Annotated in this window: 19 protein-coding genes; 12 read left to right on the forward strand and 7 right to left on the reverse strand. The window is 60.8% G+C overall.

What is annotated here, in order from left to right; translation table 11 throughout:
* Positions 1–8: 8 nt before the first annotated feature.
* Together ACOQFT_RS03525 and ACOQFT_RS03530 are read right to left on the reverse strand one after the other, a co-directional pair.
* The gene (locus tag ACOQFT_RS03525; RefSeq protein WP_421596677.1) at positions 9–1,427 is read right to left on the reverse strand and encodes a dihydrolipoyl dehydrogenase family protein; all 1,419 of its coding nucleotides are present in this window, start codon (positions 1,425–1,427) and stop codon (positions 9–11) included.
* Between the two features lie 4 nt (positions 1,428–1,431).
* Positions 1,432–2,163: a TVP38/TMEM64 family protein gene (locus ACOQFT_RS03530; protein ID WP_421596678.1), complete on the reverse strand. Its 732-nt coding sequence runs from the start codon at positions 2,161–2,163 to the stop codon at positions 1,432–1,434.
* Positions 2,164–2,460: 297 nt separating this feature from the next.
* On the opposite strand from ACOQFT_RS03530, the gene rpmH reads away from it, so the two are divergent.
* From rpmH to ACOQFT_RS03590, 12 genes are all read left to right on the forward strand, one after another.
* Complete coding sequence (rpmH, locus tag ACOQFT_RS03535) at positions 2,461–2,595, forward strand: 50S ribosomal protein L34 (protein ID WP_005980833.1); 135 nt, start codon at positions 2,461–2,463, stop codon at positions 2,593–2,595.
* Positions 2,596–2,620: 25 nt separating this feature from the next.
* Positions 2,621–3,046: a ribonuclease P protein component gene (gene rnpA, locus ACOQFT_RS03540; RefSeq protein ID WP_421596679.1), complete on the forward strand. Its 426-nt coding sequence runs from the start codon at positions 2,621–2,623 to the stop codon at positions 3,044–3,046.
* A complete protein-coding gene (yidD, locus tag ACOQFT_RS03545; RefSeq protein WP_421596680.1) occupies positions 3,043–3,285 on the forward strand; it encodes a membrane protein insertion efficiency factor YidD in 243 nt (80 codons plus the stop codon). The genes rnpA and yidD overlap by 4 nt, the downstream gene beginning before the upstream one ends.
* A gap of 67 nt (positions 3,286–3,352) precedes the next feature.
* Positions 3,353–4,969 (forward strand): acyl-CoA dehydrogenase family protein, encoded by a 1,617-nt coding sequence (locus ACOQFT_RS03550; RefSeq protein ID WP_421596681.1) that lies wholly within the window; start codon positions 3,353–3,355, stop codon positions 4,967–4,969.
* A gap of 44 nt (positions 4,970–5,013) precedes the next feature.
* On the forward strand, positions 5,014–5,907 hold the full coding sequence (gene ttcA, locus ACOQFT_RS03555) for a tRNA 2-thiocytidine(32) synthetase TtcA (RefSeq protein ID WP_421596682.1): 894 nt from the start codon (positions 5,014–5,016) through the stop codon (positions 5,905–5,907).
* Positions 5,908–5,979: 72 nt separating this feature from the next.
* Positions 5,980–7,524, forward strand: a complete 1,545-nt coding sequence (locus ACOQFT_RS03560) for a putative bifunctional diguanylate cyclase/phosphodiesterase (protein WP_421596683.1) — start codon at positions 5,980–5,982, stop codon at positions 7,522–7,524.
* A 123-nt stretch (positions 7,525–7,647) separates the two neighbouring features.
* On the forward strand, positions 7,648–9,477 hold the full coding sequence (gene yidC, locus ACOQFT_RS03565; RefSeq protein WP_421596684.1) for a membrane protein insertase YidC: 1,830 nt from the start codon (positions 7,648–7,650) through the stop codon (positions 9,475–9,477).
* Positions 9,474–10,211, forward strand: a complete 738-nt coding sequence (locus ACOQFT_RS03570) for an MOSC domain-containing protein (protein WP_421596685.1) — start codon at positions 9,474–9,476, stop codon at positions 10,209–10,211. The genes yidC and ACOQFT_RS03570 overlap by 4 nt, the downstream gene beginning before the upstream one ends.
* Positions 10,208–10,861: a ribosome biogenesis GTP-binding protein YihA/YsxC gene (gene yihA / locus ACOQFT_RS03575; RefSeq protein WP_421596686.1), complete on the forward strand. Its 654-nt coding sequence runs from the start codon at positions 10,208–10,210 to the stop codon at positions 10,859–10,861. The genes ACOQFT_RS03570 and yihA overlap by 4 nt, the downstream gene beginning before the upstream one ends.
* Positions 10,862–10,921: 60 nt before the next feature.
* Complete coding sequence (gene argB / locus ACOQFT_RS03580) at positions 10,922–11,785, forward strand: acetylglutamate kinase (protein WP_170328750.1); 864 nt, start codon at positions 10,922–10,924, stop codon at positions 11,783–11,785.
* Between the two features lie 19 nt (positions 11,786–11,804).
* Positions 11,805–12,491 carry a ferredoxin gene (locus ACOQFT_RS03585; RefSeq protein ID WP_421596687.1) on the forward strand — a complete coding sequence of 229 codons (687 nt, stop codon included), beginning with the start codon at positions 11,805–11,807 and terminating at the stop codon, positions 12,489–12,491.
* Positions 12,488–12,985, forward strand: a complete 498-nt coding sequence (locus tag ACOQFT_RS03590) for a SixA phosphatase family protein (RefSeq protein ID WP_421596688.1) — start codon at positions 12,488–12,490, stop codon at positions 12,983–12,985. The genes ACOQFT_RS03585 and ACOQFT_RS03590 overlap by 4 nt, the downstream gene beginning before the upstream one ends.
* A gap of 45 nt (positions 12,986–13,030) precedes the next feature.
* Here ACOQFT_RS03590 and ACOQFT_RS03595 read toward each other — a convergent pair whose 3' ends face one another.
* From ACOQFT_RS03595 to ACOQFT_RS03615, 5 genes are all read right to left on the reverse strand, one after another.
* The gene (locus ACOQFT_RS03595; RefSeq protein WP_421596689.1) at positions 13,031–13,822 is read right to left on the reverse strand and encodes an amino acid ABC transporter ATP-binding protein; all 792 of its coding nucleotides are present in this window, start codon (positions 13,820–13,822) and stop codon (positions 13,031–13,033) included.
* Between the two features lie 12 nt (positions 13,823–13,834).
* Complete coding sequence (locus ACOQFT_RS03600; protein ID WP_421596690.1) at positions 13,835–15,139, reverse strand: amino acid ABC transporter permease; 1,305 nt, start codon at positions 15,137–15,139, stop codon at positions 13,835–13,837.
* Position 15,140: 1 nt separating this feature from the next.
* Positions 15,141–16,409: an amino acid ABC transporter permease gene (locus ACOQFT_RS03605; RefSeq protein WP_421596691.1), complete on the reverse strand. Its 1,269-nt coding sequence runs from the start codon at positions 16,407–16,409 to the stop codon at positions 15,141–15,143.
* Between the two features lie 127 nt (positions 16,410–16,536).
* On the reverse strand, positions 16,537–17,553 hold the full coding sequence (locus ACOQFT_RS03610; RefSeq protein WP_421596692.1) for an amino acid ABC transporter substrate-binding protein: 1,017 nt from the start codon (positions 17,551–17,553) through the stop codon (positions 16,537–16,539).
* Positions 17,554–17,760: 207 nt separating this feature from the next.
* Positions 17,761–18,468: an ATP12 family chaperone protein gene (locus ACOQFT_RS03615; protein WP_421596693.1), complete on the reverse strand. Its 708-nt coding sequence runs from the start codon at positions 18,466–18,468 to the stop codon at positions 17,761–17,763.
* Between the last annotated feature and the right edge of the window lie 2 nt (positions 18,469–18,470).

Consider the following 18,470-nt stretch of genomic DNA (forward strand, 5'->3'; position numbering starts at 1 on the left):
CTTCCCGGTCAGGGCATCCAGCGCTGGACGAACCGGACCACGCGTTTAACCATTTGATTCTCAAACAGCCTTGGCGAGAAATAAGCACCCGCCACCCGTTTGTTAAGCTCTCCGATCGTCGGATAGGGCGAAACCATCGCAGCGACCTGCCCCATCTTCAGGTTATTGGCCAAGGCCAGCGACCACAAGTTGATCAGCTCGCCCGCCTGATGCCCTACGATTGTCGCCCCCACGGGACGGCCTTTTAAGACCATCACCTTAATGAAGCCTTTCGTCTTGCGTTCCGAGATGGCGCGATCGTTGTGGTGATAGTCAAAGCGCGCGATCCCGAGTTTGTCGCCGTACTGGTCGCGCGCCTGCGCCTCGGTCAGGCCGACCTGCGCCAGTTCCGGGTCGGTATAGGTAGCCCAGGGGATATGCGCCGTTTTCGCCTTGGACGGCAGGCCGAACAGGGCGGAGCGGATGATGATCCCGGCGTGGTATCCGGCCACATGGGTGAACTGCATCCCGCCTGCAACGTCGCCAATGGCATAGACCTTGCGGTTTGTGGTGCGCAGCGTCTCATCCACCTTGATCCCGGTGCGGGTCGGCTCGATCCCGGCGGCCTCAAGGTTCAGGCGGTCGGTATTTGCCTTGCGCCCGGCGGCCAGCAACAGGTGCGAGCCGGTATAGGTGTCGCCATTTTCGGTCACGACCTCGACCAGGCCTTTATTGTTGCGAATCTGGGCGACCATCGCCTGTTCGTGGATCGCCACGCCTTCGGCGCGCAGCGTGTCCAGCACGATCTCGGCCGCCTCTGAATCATCCTTGCCCAGCGCCTGCAGGCCCTCGATCACCGTCACCTCGCAGCCCAGGCGGACATGGGCCTGCGCCATCTCCATACCGATGGGGCCGCCGCCGATGATCAGCAGATGCTCAGGCTTGTCGCGCAGATCAAAAATCGTCTCGTTGGTGTAATAGGGCACCTGATCCAGTCCGGGGATCGGCGGCACCAAGGGCGACGAGCCCGTCGCAATCACAACCCGCCGCGCGGTGATCAGGTGTTCGCCCGCCTGCACCTGGGTCGGAGAGACAAAGCTGCCATAATCGCGGATCACTTTTACCCCGAAGCCTTCAAACCGGTCCTGACTGTCCATCGGCGCAATCTGCGCGATCACGTCATGCACATGATCATTGGATGCGGCATAGTCCACTCGCGGAACCACATCAGCCACGCCCAGCGCGGCGGAATGGGCCTGCCCATAGGCCGCTTTGCCGCTGGCGATCAACGCCTTGGAGGGCACACAGCCGAAATTCAGGCAATCGCCGCCCATTTTGTGGCCTTCCAGCAGGATGACGTCGGCGCCCATTTGGCTGGCCCCGGCCGCCACGGACAAGCCGCCCGACCCGGCTCCGATCACCAGGATATCGGTTTTTAACTCTTGCATGAACTCAGCCGTCCTTTCGGCCACGCAGGGCTTTGATTACTATTGGCAATGCCGCCAGCACGCACAAGCCGATGATCGGGCCGATGACGAAAGGTTCCCACAGCAACGAGACGTCAGGCGTTTCGCCCCGGTCGAACACACCGCCCAACCCGACGCCAATCCACGTATAGACGATGCCGCCCGGAATGATGCCCAGCGCCGTGGTGATCAGAAAGTTGCGGAACTTCACACCCACCAGCGCAGGCACCAGATTGGCGACAAAGAACGGCACAACCGGCACCAGGCGCAGCAGGAACAGCACCGAGATTTCATTCTCGCGCAGACCGTCTTTCAACTTTTTGATCGACCCTTCCGAGGATTCCAGTCGCGCCGTCAGGGATTCACCCAACCCCCAGCGCGCCGCCAGAAAGATGGCCGAGGCGCCGATGGTGGCGGCAAAGACATTAAAGACGGTGCCCGCAAACAGGCCGAACAGGAACCCGCCGGTCATCGAGGCCACGGCAGCCCCCGGCAACGAAAAGGCGACGATGACGATGTATATCGCCACAAAAGCCGCCGCCATGGACCAGTAGTTGGCATCCCGCCACGCCAACAGCGCCTCGCGGTTGTCGCGCAGCGTCTCAAACGTCAGGTAGTCGCCCAGCGTAAAGAACCCCACCGCAGCCACGGCGAGAATCACCAGCAAGGGGATATGGCGCGCAAGCCCGTTGCGCGGCGCCTGAGTTGTATCGCTCATGAGGCTGTCCGGTTTCGTTCGTTTCATTCTGCCCCCAACATGCGCCGTCCAAGGCCCACGCAACAGGGGCTTCACGCGGCCTTGATGTTTACGGCAGGGAATGTGAGGGTTTGGGGCGTCAAAACCGCGTTTTTGAAACCTTTTGCCTGCCGCAGTTACAGAATTGTTGCAAAAGGGGATAAAACCCCCACCTAGGGGTTTGACTTACCCCCCGCTTCCCAGTAGAGGACGGGCTTCGAACACTCGGGCCAGGCGAATCCGCGCCGCACCCCACCGCTATTGATTGGAGACGGAGCGATGAAACGCACCTATCAGCCTTCGAACCTGGTTCGCAAACGCCGCCACGGTTTCCGCGCGCGCATGGCCACCAAGGCCGGCCGCAAAATCCTGAACGCGCGCCGCGCACGTGGCCGCAAATCGCTGAGCGCGTAAACCGCTCACCGATCAGGTTATGAACATGACGCCGCCGGAGGCCCCTGAGGATGGTAACAACCAGCCCCGGGAAACGCCCCCGGCGGCGTCCGTTTGCGCGACCGAAACTTTGACTGTTCTCAAGAAACGGTCCGATTTCCTGAAAGCCGCGCGCGCGCGTCGACAGGGAACCGCATCGATGATGGTGCAAGCCCGCAAACGCGCACCGGACGAAGTGTCGGGGATTCGCGTCGGTTTCACCTGCTCGAAAAAGGTCGGCAATGCCGTGGCCCGCAACCGCGCCAAGCGACGCTTGCGCGAAGCCGCCCGTGCCGTGCTGCCCGTTCATGGGCGGGACGGTTGGGATTACGTGCTGATCGGCCGCGCCGAGGTCACCGCCACACGCCCGTTCGAGGCTCTGCTGGATGACCTGCGCTATGCCCTGCGCAAAGTGCACGGGCCGCGAAAGTGACCCTGCTGGCGCATATCCTGGCCTTGCCCGTCCGGGCCTATCGGCTGGTCTTCAGCCCCTGGGTCGGGTTCAACTGTCGCTATCAGCCCACGTGCTCGGCTTATGCGCTGGAGGCGTTGGAAAAACACGGTGCCGTCAAAGGCGCCTGGCTGGCAACCCGGCGGATCGGGCGCTGCCACCCGTGGGGCGGCGACGGGTACGATCCGGTACCCGAAGGCAAATGCGACGATTCCGCGTGACCCCCGGTCAGACTTGACCCATCACATTCTGCGCTGAACACTTGGACCCACACAGCCCGAGGTCCAGATGGCATCCGACGCGCGCCAAACGCTGCCCACGCATGAGGTCCTGAATCAACCGCCCGCACGCGGGGATTATGACCTTTGGGCGTCGGATCCGGTTCTGCGCAATGCGGTCGGCTTCGCCGCGGGCCGCTCCGCGCCTATGGAGGCATATGGCAAGCTTCTGGGACGCGCTGAAACCCGCAAGCTGGGGCGTGACGCGAACCGACACCCGCCTGAACTGAAGCTGTTCGACTCGGGTGGCAGGCGTCTGGACGAGGTTCGGTTTCACCCCGCCTATCACCAGATGATGCAGATCAGCCAATCCGCCGGATACGCTGCTCTGCCTTGGGACGGGCAGCCGGGTGGCCACACGACCCATGCCGCGATGAACTATATGGCCAGCCAGATTGAGCCGGGTCATTGCTGCCCGCTGACCATGACTTATGCCGCGTTTCCGGTGTTGGCCGCCAATCCGGACCTCGCCGAAATCTGGCAGCCAAGGCTGACGGCACGCATATACGATCCGGCGGCAAGGCCGGTCTCAGAGAAATCCAGCGCCACGCTGGGCATGGCAATGACCGAGAAACAGGGCGGCTCGGACCTGCGCGCCAATACCACCACAGCAACCCGTGACGGCGACCACTGGCGGTTGCGTGGCCATAAATGGTTCTGCTCGGCCCCGATGTCGGATGGCTTTCTGACGCTGGCGCAGGCGCCGGGCGGGCTGACTTGTTTCCTCGTCCCCCGCTGGCTGGAGGGTGAGCGCAACGCCATCCACCTGATGCGGCTGAAGGACAAGCTGGGCAACAGGTCCAATGCCTCGGCCGAGATCGAATACGACGATGCGTTGGCCTATCAGCTGGGCGACGAAGGCGCAGGCGTTCACACGATCATCGAGATGGTGCATCACACGCGGCTCGATACAGCGATGGCACCGGCTGGTCTGATGCGCGCCGCTCTGACCGAAGCGCATCACTGGGTCACCCATCGCAGCGCCTTTCAGCGCCGGTTGATCGACCAACCGCTGATGCGTTCTGTTCTGGCCGATTTGGTGCTGGACTGGGAAGGCGCGGTGACGCTGGGGATGCGCGTGGCGCAGGCGTTCGACAAGCAAACCGCCGAGGACAAGGCATTTGCCCGGATCAGCGTCGCCCTGGCCAAATTCCTGAACAACAAGCGTTGCCCTTTGGTCGTGGCCGAAGCGATGGAGGTGCTGGGCGGCATGGGCTATGTCGAAGATACCCCTCTGCCCCTGCTCTATCGCGAAACTCCTCTGAACGGCATATGGGAGGGGTCGGGCAACGTCATCTGCCTGGACATCCTGCGCACTCTTGCTCGAGAGCCGCTGGCTGCCGACATGCTGCAGGCTGAACTGGACGCCGCAACGGGCGCAGATCGCGCCTATGACGCGGCCCTCAGTGCGCAGCGTGATCGCTGGCCCGACCTGCCGCCCGAGGCCGAGGCGCGCTGGTTCGCCGAACGCACGGCACTGCTGCTCACGGCTTCACAACTGCTGCGTCACGCGCCGGGCGCGGTCGCCGATGGTTTCATCGCCACGCGCCTGTCGGGCGACAGCGGGCGCATCCCCGGATCGGTTTCCGGGCTGGACACGGACGCCTTGCTGTCCCGGCTGGGCTGACCCGTCCCCTTGCTCGGTTGCGCCAACTGCTGTAGGGGCTGCGCATGTTTGACGAAGCTGACGATATCCACCCGCTTTTTGCCGGCGCGCCCTCGACCACCGAGTTCAAGAAGCTGCGCAAACGCATCGTGCGCCAAACGCGCGAAGCCATCGAGCAATACGGGATGGTGGACCCGTCGGCGCATGACAAAGACGGCAAGCCGCCGCGCTGGCTGGTTTGCCTGTCGGGCGGCAAGGACAGCTATACGCTGCTGGCGGTGCTCCATGAATTGAAATGGCGCGGGCTTCTACCGGTCGATCTGCTGGCCTGCAATCTGGATCAGGGTCAGCCGGGCTTTCCCGCCACCGTCCTGCCCGAGTTTCTTGAACGGATGGGCGTGCCCCACCGCATCGAATATCAGGACACCTATTCCGTCGTGATGGACAAGGTTCCGCAGGGCCGCACCTATTGCGCCCTGTGTTCGCGCCTGCGCCGAGGTAACCTGTACCGGATCGCACGCGAGGAAGGCTGCAGTGCGGTGATTCTGGGCCACCACCGGGACGATATCCTCGAGACCTTCTTCATGAACCTGTTCCACGGCGGGCGTCTGGCGACAATGCCGCCGAAACTGGTGAACGAAGAAGGCGATCTGTTCGTCTTTCGCCCGCTGGCCCATGTGGCCGAGGCCGATTGCGAGAAATTCTCGAACGCGATGAATTACCCCATTATCCCCTGCGATCTGTGCGGCAGTCAGGACGGGCTGCAACGCCAGCAGGTCAAACAGATTCTGGACCAGTGGGAAAAGAACAGCCCCGGCCGGCGTCAGGTGATGTTCCGGGCCCTGACCAACGCACGGCCCTCGCACCTGCTGGACCCGAAACTGTTCGATTTCCAGGGCCTTGCGCTAAACCCCGACAAAAAAGACGAAAATTCGGGTGAAATTCCACAGTTGCGTTAACGTCTGACTCAGATTGGTTTTCTACGGTTGCCCAATACGTGCTATGCCTAAACGTAGAGGCCCAGAAAACCGATGTGGAAACGTCTCACAGTCGAACGCGTTCTCGATGTTCTTACTTCCGTTCTGAGCGGCCCGGCCGCTCTGGCCTTTGTCCCGGCGATCAGCCTGGCCGCGTTCTGGATTGGCGGAGAGCGGGCCCTGGTGGTTGCAGCCCTTTGTTTGCCGCTTGTTTTCATTGGTTCCGCCGCCTTTGACGCACGATCCGACCGGCAACGCCATCGGCGCAACCTGCCCGTTGGCATGATCGCAATCGACGCCTTCGCCACTGAACTGGAAGGTATTTTCAAGACATTCACGCCCGGCGGGGCAGATTCGGCCTGCATCCTGGTTGCGCTGGATGATTACCCGGATTTTCTGGACCTTCACGGCAACGCCGCTGCCGACCATCTGTCCCAACAGTTCGGCCACCGCATCCTTTCGGTCATCCGCACGCAGGACATCGTGACCCGGCTGGACCAGAACAAGATCGCAATTGGCCTGCAACCTTCACCCCAGTTGGATCTTGAGGCCTGCATTCAGATGGCCGGGCGCATTCAGGCCGTTGTTGAGGAACCCTTCACCCTCAACGGTACCGGGGTGTATGTGTCCTGCTCGATCGGGTTCAGCCAGCTGTCCAGCGCGGCAGATGGTCGGTACGAGGATTGGATCGACGCTGCCTCGGCCGCGTTGGGAGAAGCGCAGAGGAACGGACCATCCACCATTCGCGCCTTTTCCGCCGAAACGCAGCGCCGGTCGCGCATTCGCGCCAATCTGCGCAAAGAGTTCGAGGCAGCGCTGGACAACGGTGAAATCCGCCCGTGGTATCAACCTCAGGTTTCGACCGATACAGGGCGTGTTACAGGTTTCGAGGCGCTGGCCCGCTGGGAGCATCCGCAAAAGGGGGTGTTGAGTCCGCAGGTATTCCTGCCTTTCGCCGAGCAGGCCGAATTGATGGAAAAGCTTGGTCAGGCGATGCGGCATCACGCCTTTGCCGCCATGCGCAACTGGGACCGCGCCGGGATCGTAGTGCCCCGGATCGGCGTGAATTTCTCGTCTGATGAGCTGCGCGACCCGGCCCTGATCGACCGGCTGAAATGGGAGCTGGACCAAAATGACCTGACGCCCGACCGGCTTGCGGTCGAGATTCTGGAGACAGTATTTTCGCGCCGACCCGATGATGTGATCACTCGCAACGTGACCAGCATGTCCAAACTGGGATGCTGCATTGATCTGGATGATTTCGGCACCGGGCATGCCTCGATTGCTTCGATCAAGCGCTTTAATGTCTCGCGGATCAAAATCGACCGGTCGTTTGTTGCCAAGGCGGATCGCGACGCCAGCCAGCAGCAACTGGTCAGCGCCATCCTGACCATGGCCGAACGCCTGAACGTCGAAACGCTGGCCGAAGGGGTCGAAACCCCCGGTGAACACGCCCTGATGGCGCAATTAGGATGCGATCATGTTCAGGGGTTCGGGATTGGCAAACCGATGCCGTTCGAAAAGACGCTGGACTGGGTTGCAGCGCATCAGAACAAGGTCGACGGAATGCCGAAGATCGGGCGCAAGACCGGCCCGTAATCGCAAATTTACGCCACAGAAACGCAATCCGTGTGGAATTGACAGGCGATTCCGCTTGACCTTTGGGCCTGCACTCTGTTGAACCCACCGGGTGTGTTTCACTGCTTAAGGTGGCTGTCCCCGATGGACGATCAGAACAAGAATCTCATCCTTGCAACCGCGCTCAGCTTTGTCGTGATCCTTGTCTGGTTCGTGCTGTTCCCCCCGCCGGAACAAGAGCCGGCACCAGATCAGGCCGAGATTACCGCTGTTGACGGCAATGAGGTTCAGGCGCCCAGCGCTGCGAGCACCGGGACCGTTGGTGAAGCGACAACCGCCGCCGAGGAAACCCTGCCAGAAGAGCAGGCCCCGCGGGTCGAGATTGACACGCCCCGTCTGCAGGGCAGCCTATCGCTGTCGGGCGGCCGCATTGATGAGCTGTTTCTGAAGGACTACAAGGTCTCGATCGCTGACGGTGCGCCGATTGTCGAGCTGCTGTCCCCAGTTGGATCGGATTCGGCTTATTACGCCCTTTACGGCTGGGCTCCGGGGGCTGGAGTGGCAGGCGCTGACGTGCCCGGCCCGAACACGCAGTGGGCGGTAGAACAGGGTGAGACACTGGGTGTCGACACGCCGATCACCCTGAAATGGGACAACGGCAATGGTCTGACCTTCCGCCGCACGATCTCGGTGGATCAGGACTATATGTTCACGGTCAACCAATCCGTCGAAAACAACACCCAGGCCCCGGTTGGAATGGCCCCGTATGGCATTCTGGCCCGCCACGGCATTGGTGAGGACGGCGACCTGCCGGAACTGAAGAATTTCTTCATCCTGCATGAAGGCGTGATCGGCATGGCCGACGGTACGCTGGCCGAGATCGATTACGGCGATGTCCGCGATTTCGATATCGACCCGAATGAACGCGCGCAGGCCGAGGTCTATCAGGTCAAGGAAGACGGCTGGATCGGCTTCACCGACCACTACTGGATGACCACGCTGATCCCCGAACCGGGAACCGCGTTCAAGGCCGCCGCGAAATATGACGCACGCCGCAAGATTTATCAGACCGAAACGGTTCTGCCGACACTGACCGTTGCCCCCGGTGCAACGGAAGAGGTCACTACGCAACTGTTTGCTGGTGCCAAGGAATGGGAAACCATCCGTGAATACCAGAAGGAAGGCGTGCAAAAGTTCATCGACAGCATCGATTGGGGCTGGTTTTTCTTTCTGACCAAGCCGATCTTCTGGCTGCTGCACAACATCAACGCCCTGATTGGCAATATGGGTTGGTCGATCATCGGCCTGACGCTGATCATCAAAGCAATCCTGTTCCCGCTGGCGTTCAAATCCTACGTCTCGATGGCGAAAATGAAGGAGCTGCAGCCGCAGATGGAGGCCCTGAAAGAGGCCGCTGGCGACGACCGCCAAAAGATGCAGCAGGGCATGATGGAGCTGTACAAGAAAGAGAAGGTGAACCCCGCTGCGGGCTGTCTGCCCATCCTGATGCAGATCCCGATCTTCTTCTCGCTGTATAAGGTGATTTTCGTCACCATCGAACTGCGTCAGGCCCCGTGGTTTGGTCCGTTCCAGGACCTGAGCGCGCCGGACCCGACCTCGATTATGAACCTGTTTGGCCTGCTGCCCTTTGCCGGTCCGCAGCCTGACAGCCTCATGGCGCTGATCTTCATCGGTATCTTGCCGCTGCTGCTGGGTATCTCGATGTGGCTGCAGCAAAAGCTGAACCCGGCACCAACCGACGCGACACAGGCGATGATCTTTGCCTGGATGCCGTGGGTATTCATGTTCATGCTGGGCAGCTTTGCCAGCGGGCTGGTGGTCTACTGGATCGCGAACAACACGATTACGTTTACCCAACAATACCTGATCATGCGCAGCCAGGGATATACGCCGGACGTGTTCGGCAACATCAAGTCCGGCTTCAAGCGCACGCCGAAAACGGATGATAAATGACAGCTGAAGTGACCCAGCTTTGGCGGCACCCGATCAAAAGCCATGGTCGGGAAGCTGTCGAAACCGTAACCGTGAACCCCGGGCAGACCATGCCCGGGGATCGTGTTTGGGCGGTTGCGCATGAGGCGTCCAAGGCGGACGGCTCGGAATGGGTGCCGTGCGCCAATTTCAGCCGGTGTGCGAAAGCGCCGAAGCTGATGGCAATCTCGGCGCGGTACGCCGGTGAAACCCTGACGTTGTCCCACCCGGACCGCCCAGACCTGACCTTTGCCCCCGACAGCGAACAGCAGGCGTTTCTGGACTGGGTCCAACCGCTGATGCCCGCAGACCGGGCCGCCTCGGCGCGGATCATCCGGGTGCCGGGGCGCGGTATGACCGACAGCGATTTCCCATCGATCAGCCTGTGCAACATGGCGTCTCACCGCGCAGTTGGGCAAAAGCTGGGCCAGGACCTGTCGATCCACCGCTGGCGCGGCAATATCTGGTTCGATGGCATGCCCCTGTGGGAAGAATTCGAGTGGCTCGGCCGTGAGGTGCAAATCGGAGAGGCCGTGTTCCGCGTTCGTGAACGTATCACACGCTGTCTGGCAACAACGGCCAACCCGGACACGGGCGTCCGCGATGCAGACACTTTGGGCGCGCTGGAAACCTGGGACCACAAGGATTTCGGTGTCTATGCCGAGGTTCTTAAAGGCGGCGCAATCTCGGTTGGCGATAAGGTAGAATTGCTATGAGCACCCTCCTCTTCCCTCTGGCTGAAGACCCCGATGAATTCGCACAGGAACGTGGCCGCAAGCTGTTTGCAGGCGAGTCCGAGTTTGTCAAAGGCGTGGTCGCCATGAACGGCCTGCCCGCGCCCGACCGGTTGGAGGTCTGCTTTGCGGGTCGCTCGAACGTGGGCAAATCCAGCCTGATCAACGCGCTGACCGGCACCAAGGGGCTGGCGCGCGCGTCAAACACGCCGGGCCGCACGCAGGAAATCAACTTTTTCACCCAGGGCCCAGAACTATTTCTGGTCGACCTGCCGGGCTATGGCTATGCCAACGCGCCGGTGAAGGTGGTGGAAAAATGGCAACGGCTGCTGAAACAATACCTGAGCGGTCGTCAGACCCTGCGCCGGGCCTTTGTCCTGATCGACTCGCGCCATGGGGTGAAGCCGGTCGATGCCGAGATCATGAAGCTGCTGGACACCAGCGCCGTGACCTTTCAATGCGTGATGACCAAGGCCGACAAGGTCAAGGCCAAGGATCGCGAAAAGGTTCTGGAACAGGTGCGCGGCGCATTGTCGAAACACCCGGCGGCTTTCCCGGAAATCGTACTGACCTCGTCTGAAAAGGGCGACGGCATCCCCACTCTTCGTTCGATCATCGCGCATCTGGAATAGCTTGCCTCTTGGCAGCACCACGCAAAGGCCCTAACACGGAACGTCAAAGGGACCTAAGCCATGAAGACAAGAGATATGAACCGGGACTGGATCGCCACCGCCGCCACTTTGAACAGCGCCTTGCCCTATCTGCAGCGCTACGACGGCGCGATTGTCGTCATCAAACTGGGCGGTCACGCCATGGGCAGCGACGAGGCGATGGAGAGCTTTGCCCGCGACGTCGTGCTGATGCGTCAGGTCGGCGTGAACCCGGTGATCGTGCATGGCGGCGGTCCGATGATCAACGCGATGCTGGATCAGCTGAATATTCAATCCGAATTCGTGAACGGCAAGCGGGTGACCGACAAAGCCACCGTTGAGGTGGTCGAGATGGTCCTGTCCGGCCTTGTGAACAAGCGCATCGTACAGGCGATCAATGGTCAGGGCGGTACGGCCGTGGGCCTGTCGGGTAAGGACGCGAACCTGATGGTCTGTGATCAGGCCGATCCGGCGCTGGGATTTGTCGGCTCTCCGTCCAAGATGGACCCGAAAATTCTGCACGACCTGTTCGCGCATGATGTGATCCCTGTGATTGCCCCTCTGGGCGCAGGCAAGAACGGTGAGACGTTCAACATCAATGGGGATACGGCGGCGGGCGCCATCGCATCCGCGCTCAAGGCGGACCGGCTGCTGCTGTTGACCGATGTTTCGGGCGTCAAGAACGCGGCCGGAGAGGTCGTGACCGAGTTGAAGGCGGGTCAGATCCGCGAGATGACGATGGAAGGCACCATCGCGGGCGGCATGATCCCCAAGACGGAAACGGCGCTGGACGCGCTGCACAGCGGTGTGCGGGCGGTTGTCATTCTGGACGGTCGCGCGCCCAATGCGGTGCTGCTGGAACTGTTCACCGAGCACGGTGCCGGGTCACTGATCCGCCCCGATTGACGTAACCCGCGGAGGAGAGATGAACGGACGCCCCCCACCCTCCTCGTACGCAGCAGCAATCAGCTATGGCTGGGTAATGCGCGCGGCGCATCAAGCGGGCCTGATCGTCATGGGCGCGACTCATCCGCGAAAAAGCGGCGCCAAGGGTCTGGATGGGGGGACTCTGATCCTTTTGGGCGCGGGTTCAGCTTTCTGGCCTGTCTTGAAGGCATCCCCGGAGTGGTCGGAGCCTGACCCGGTGGACCGCTGGTCCAGCCGCGTCATTGGTCAGATGGCGCAGGATCTGGGCGCGCAGGCATTTTTTCCGTTTGGCGGACCACCCTATGCACCTTTCATCGACTGGGCGCTGAAATCCGGGCGCACCTTCAGCAGCCCGGTTGGCGCTTTGGTGCATGACACCGTGGGTATGATGATCTCGTTTCGTGGGGCGCTGCATTTCGCGCGGGAATTCGACATCCCCGAAGGCAGCAGCGCGTCGCCGTGCATGGATTGCCCCGCCCCATGTGCAACCTCCTGCCCGGTCCAGGCACTGAACACCCGAGACTTTTATGACGTAGCCGCCTGCCACGCACATCTTTCCACCCCAGAGGGGCAGACCTGCATGACCGGAGGCTGCCTTGCGCGGCTGTCCTGCCCGCTCAGCGCAGGTGCGGGGCGCGACCCGGAACAATCCGCCCACCACATGAGAGCGTTTCACCCGTCATGACCCGCACCCTGATCCTGACCCGCCATGCGAAATCCAGTTGGAGCAATCTGGGCGTAGGCGATCACGACCGCCCCCTGAACAAGCGCGGACGCAAATCGGCCCCGGCGATTGCCGATTGGCTGCGTGACAATGGCTGGCTGCCGGATGAAGTGCTGAGCTCCACCTCAACCCGCACACGCGAGACCTGGGATCGGATGGGGCTTCACGCGAATAAGGTCTGTTTCCACCGCACGCTCTATCACGCAGCCCCCGAGGACATGCTGGTCGAACTGTCGGGCGCCACGGAACCCACGGTGCTGATACTGGGCCACAACCCCGGCATCGCCGCCTTTGCCAGCCGTATCGTCCGGCACGCCCCGGACCACGCGCGATTCCACGACTACCCGACTTGCGCCACGACCGTGATCCGCCTCGACATCGACGATTGGGCGCAGGTCCGCTGGCATAGCGGTAACGTGCAGGGATTTGTCATTCCGCGCGAGCTGCTGGAATGACAAAAGGCGGGGCAACACCCCGCCTTTTGATCTGTTTCGTTAGGCTTAGTGGCCCAGAATCTGGCTCAGGAACAGCTTGGTCCGCTCACTCTGTGGGTTGTTGAAGAACTCTTCCGGTTCATTCTGTTCCACGATTTGACCAGCATCCATAAAGATCACCCGGTTGGCGACCTGACGGGCAAAGCCCATCTCATGAGTCACGCACAGCATGGTCATGCCTTCCTCGGCCAGCTCGATCATGGTGTCGAGCACCTCTTTGATCATCTCGGGGTCCAGCGCCGATGTCGGTTCATCGAACAACATGATCCGCGGCATCATGCACAAGCTTCGCGCAATCGCCACACGCTGCTGCTGACCACCCGAAAGCTGACCGGGATATTTCAGTGCCTGATCGGGGATCTTCACCTTTTCCAGGAAATGCATCGCGCGCTCTTCGGCCTCTTTCTTGGGCGTCTTGCGCACCCAGATCGGGGCCAGCGTGCAGTTTTCCAGAATGGTCAGATGCGGGAACAGGTTGAAGTGCTGGAACACCATGCCAACCTCGGACCGGATCTTGTCGATGTTTTTCAGGTCATTCGACAGCTCGGTCCCGTCCACCACGATGGTGCCCTGCTGGTGTTCTTCCAGCGCGTTCAGGCATCGGATCAGGGTGGACTTACCCGACCCCGACGGCCCCGCGATCACGATCCGCTCGCCCTGATTGACGGTCAGATTGATGTCGCGCAGCACGTGGAAGGACCCGTACCACTTGTTCATGTTGGTGATTTCGATGGCGACCTCGTCGCTCACCTGCATCTTGGAGCGGTCGATTTCGCGTTCAATTGCAAGTTCAGACATGTGTTGAACTCCTTAATGGTGGCCAGTCTGAAGCTTGCGCTCCAGATACATGGAATAACGGGACATGGAGAAGCAGACGACGAAGAACAACGCCGCGATGAACGCGAACAGTTCCCAGTAGATGCCGTTCCAGGCGGTGTCGGCGCGGATGGCGGATGCCAGTCCGATCACGTCGAACAGCCCGATGATCGACACCAGAGTCGTATCCTTGAAGATCCCGATGAATGTGCTCACGATGCCCGGAATTGAGATTTTCAGGGCTTGCGGCATGATGATCAACCGCTGTGCCTGCCAATAGTTCAGGCCCAGACTGTCGGCCCCTTCGTACTGGCCGCGCGGCAGGGCGGCCAGACCGCCCCGGATCACCTCGGCCATATAGGCGGCCGAAAACAGGGTCATCATGATCATCACCCGCAGGATGATGTCAAAATTGGTGCCCGGCGGCATGAAGATGTTCAACAGCAGCGAGGCCACGAACAACAAGGTGATCAGCGGCACGCCGCGGATGAACTCGATAAAGCCCACGCACAGGTATTTGACGATCAGCAGATCGGATTGACGGCCCAGCGCCAGAACGATGCCGATGGGCAGTGACACACCAATGGCCACGACCCCCAGCAGGATCGCCAGCATGAACCCACCAAAGGCACGGCTTTGCACGTATTCGATACCGATCGGCAGGATCGAAGCCATCGCGTCTGTGAAATAGCTGGACAGGACCAGCCACCATATCAAAGACGCCGCGACCCCCGCAATCAACGCGAACAGGTTGCTGAGTTGTTTGCCAACAACGGTATAGACCCCCCAGCCAACAACAAAACCCAACGCGGCCGATATCGGCGCCCAGATGGTCCCACCCCACATCAGCCATGGCATGAGGAAGGGATAGATCGCGGTCAGGATCAGCAGCTTGGTCGGAACGCGGTCCGAGTAGAGCACCGGCGCCAGAGCCACCAGCAGCAGGAGCAGCGCCAGGATCGGACGCCAGTACAGATGGCTCGGGTAGAAGCCGAACAGCAGCTGCAGCCAGCGGTCGTTGATGACACCCCAACATGCGTGACCGTGGGTTGAGCCCCACGTGGCCATCATAATCTCGCGGCATTCGTTCAGCGAGTTGGCGTTCCAGACAGATTCGAAGATCCACGGCAAAACACCAGCCAGCACGTACCAGATCGCATAAAGCGACACGAGCGTCAGGATCGAGTTCAGCCAGCTTGAGAACAGGTTGTTCCTGACCCAGCCCACAACACCAACCTCAGAGGCGGGCGGGGCCTGTTCGGGCAACATTTCCGTGCGGACAAATGAAACATCACTCATATTACCGCTCCACCAGTTTGACACGGTTGTTGTACCAGTTCATCACCGCCGAAACGCTCAGCGAGATGGCCAGATAGACCAGCATCAGCAGCAGAACACATTCCAGCTCGCGCCCGGTCTGGTTCATGGTGATGCCGCCCAGGGTCCCCGTGATGTCCATGTATCCGACCGCGATCGCCAGCGACGAGTTCTTGGTCAGGTTCAGATAGTTCGAGATCATCGGCGGGATGATCACTCGCAGCGCCTGCGGCAGGATCACCAGCCGCATGGTCCGGCCCGGACGCAGGCCCAGGGCGGATGCGGCCTCGGTCTGACCCTTGGAGATGGCCAGAATACCGGCGCGCACGATCTCGGCGATGAAGGCGGCGGTATACAGCGACAAGGCCAGCCACAGCGCGATCAGCGAGTTCCGAAGGTGAGTACCGCCGCTGAAGTTAAAGCCCTTCAGCTCGGGGTAGCCCAGATGGAAACCCAGTGCGCCCAGCAGGATCGCCGACGGCACAAAGAACAGGCCCAGTTGGATGTGCCAGATGGTCGGACGGTCACCCGTCTTTTCCTGCGTGGCGTTGGCCCAGGCCGCCACCTTGCGCATGGCAAAGATGCTGCCGCCAAACACGATCAGGAACGCGATAAGGTCCAGCGAGACGTCAAAGCGCAGGCTCGACGTGCCGAACAGGTGGATGTCACCCAATCCGCGCGAGAACAGGAACTCGGGGATATAGACCCCACGGTTGGTCACTGCGACGGATTCGAACAGTTTCATCGTCGCCTCGGGGTCTTCACCCCGGAAGGCGCGTGGCGCGGGCAGGCCCTCGATCAGGACGGCCATGGCCAGAACGATCCACAGCAGCACCGGCACGTTGCGGAACATCTCGACATAGACGGTCATGATCCGGGCGACCAGCCAGTTGTTGGACAGGCGCAGAACACCGACCATGACGCCGACGATGGTTGCCGTGATACAACCCAGAACCGCCACAACCAGCGTGTTCAGCAGCCCGATAAAGGCCGCTCGCAAATGGCTGTCGCGCGAGTTGTATTCCAGCAGACGCTGGTTGATGTCATAGCTGGCCGGTTCGCCGAAAAAGCCGAACTCGACCGTTTTACCCAGCGCTTCCAGGTTTTGAATGGTGTTGTTGATCAGCCAGGCTGCCAAAAGCATGAAACCGATCAAAGCGATGACCTGAATGGTCGCAGATCGATACCGCGTATCGTAAAGGAGCATGGACAGCCGGAAGTGCTCCTTCGGCGGGTCAGTGAGTGTCGTCATGACCTAAGTATTTCCCCGTGCATCCCGGTTCTCAGTGGCAGAGTTGGTCTCTGCTCAGAACGTTCCGGGCGTGTTTCTTATTGATTGAAAAAGGGCGCAGGTTGCCCTGCGCCCTTTTCCGTGGACTTTAGCGGAACGGCGGAGCGTACAGCAGGCCGCCATCGGTCCACTGTGCGTTCAGGCCACGTGCCAGGCCGATCGGAGTTTCCTCACCGATGTTCTTGGCAAAGACCTCGCCGTAGTTGCCACCGGCCTTGATCGCGCGCTGTGCCCAGGTTGCGTCCAGACCCAGCATTTCGCCCAGGGTGCCTTCGCTGCCCAGCAGACGGTTCACTTCGGGGTTGTCGGTGCCAGCAGCCATCTCGTCGATGTTGGCCGAGGTCACGCCCAGCTCTTCGGCTGCGATCAGAGAGTTCAAGGTCCAGCGTACAACGTCACCCCACTCGTGATCGCCGTGACGAACCAGCGGTCCCAGCGGCTCTTTCGAGATGATTTCGGGCAGGATTACGTGGTCGCCCGCGTTTTCAAAGGTGGCGCGTGTCGCCGCCAGGCCCGATGCGTCGGTGGTGTAGACGTCACAGGCACCAGCCAGATACTGCTGCTGTGCTTCGGCATTGGTTTCGATCGGAACCGGCTCGTAGCTCATGTTGTTGATGCGGAAGAAATCCGCCAGGTTGAGCTCGGTAGTGGTGCCGGTCTGGATGCAGACGGTGGCGCCGTCCAGTTCCTTGGCCGAGCTGACGCCCAGAGCCTTGGGAACCATGAAACCCTGACCATCATAGTAGTTGATGCCGACGAATTCGAACTTCAGGTCGACGTCGCGGCTGAAGGTCCAGGTGGTGTTACGGGCCAGCATGTCGATCTCGCCCGAAGCCAGCGCGGTGAAACGGGTTTTACCGGTGGTCGGAATGAACTCAACAGCCATCGGATCATCCAGAACGGCGGCTGCAACTGCGCGGCACACAGCCACGTCGAAGCCCTGCCATACACCGTTGGCATCCGGGCTGGCAAAGCCGGGAACGCCGGTCGCCACGCCGCAGTTCAGCTTGCCGCGCGCTTTGACATCATCGACAGTCCCCGCCGCCGCTGCACCAGCAGCCAGGCCGGCGATGGTTGCCACGCCCAAGATTACGGATTTTTTCATTTTTACCTCTTCCTGATTTTCCGCCCCGATCATAGGACGGTTCTGTCCGGCACCTCTGGCACCAGAAAGGTTTCCCAAAGGTGTCTCCCCTTTAGTGGCCACGAGTTTGGGCGCATTCATAAACAAACGTCAAGGGTTCGATCAGGGAAAACGATGGGTCAATCCAGAGATGGCTCGCCCAGCGTTCGAAAATCAGGTCCTGAGGGATCAAATCGAGAGGTCAAAGAACCGTTTGGCGTGCAAAAAAGCCGCTTTCTTGGTCTCGGCAACGGCGTGGGCCTCATCATCATGACCCCATTGGTCGATCTGCCATTGCTCATCCAGCCTTGAAATCTGCCAGATTTCTTCTGCATCGCCCCGGTTTTGCGCCGCTGCAAATCCAAGGATAAGAGAGCCCGAAAGGCTGACCAGATCGTGAAAGGCTGCCAGTTGAAAGTTGTTCAGCCCATGCACACGCTGCCTGAGGGTTGCCAGCGCCGCCTCAGGCTGCGGTTGGTGTAGCACACCGGCCACAGGCAATAGTCGCGCCGACAGCGTTTCGGCGGCCCAATCCAGCACCGGGTCCCAATGTTCGGCCTGACGTTGCTGCAACTCCTGCGGGTGAACCGCGCGATAACACAGCAGGTCCGAATCGCCGTAATCTGCCAGCATGTCTGCAACCTCGGCGTGTTGAAGGCGAACCTTGTCGATGGCGGCATTTGCCGACCGGGTGAAAGGCATCACCGTCGGGTCGATCACTTTTTCCTGAGTGTCCCATTCCGAGGCAACCTCGTTGGCCATGGCGCGGGTCGGCAGAACCAAAGTCGCCTTGGCCGGTGTTTTCACACGGCGGCCATCCAGTTCGACGGTATAGCCGCCCTCGGCTTCGACCACCGCGCTTTCGGTCCAAAATCGCTTGGGTTTCCAGTCGCTCATGA

Origin of the sequence: Ruegeria sp. MALMAid1280 (assembly GCF_049195285.1) — a bacterium.
Taxonomy (GTDB): domain Bacteria; phylum Pseudomonadota; class Alphaproteobacteria; order Rhodobacterales; family Rhodobacteraceae; genus Ruegeria.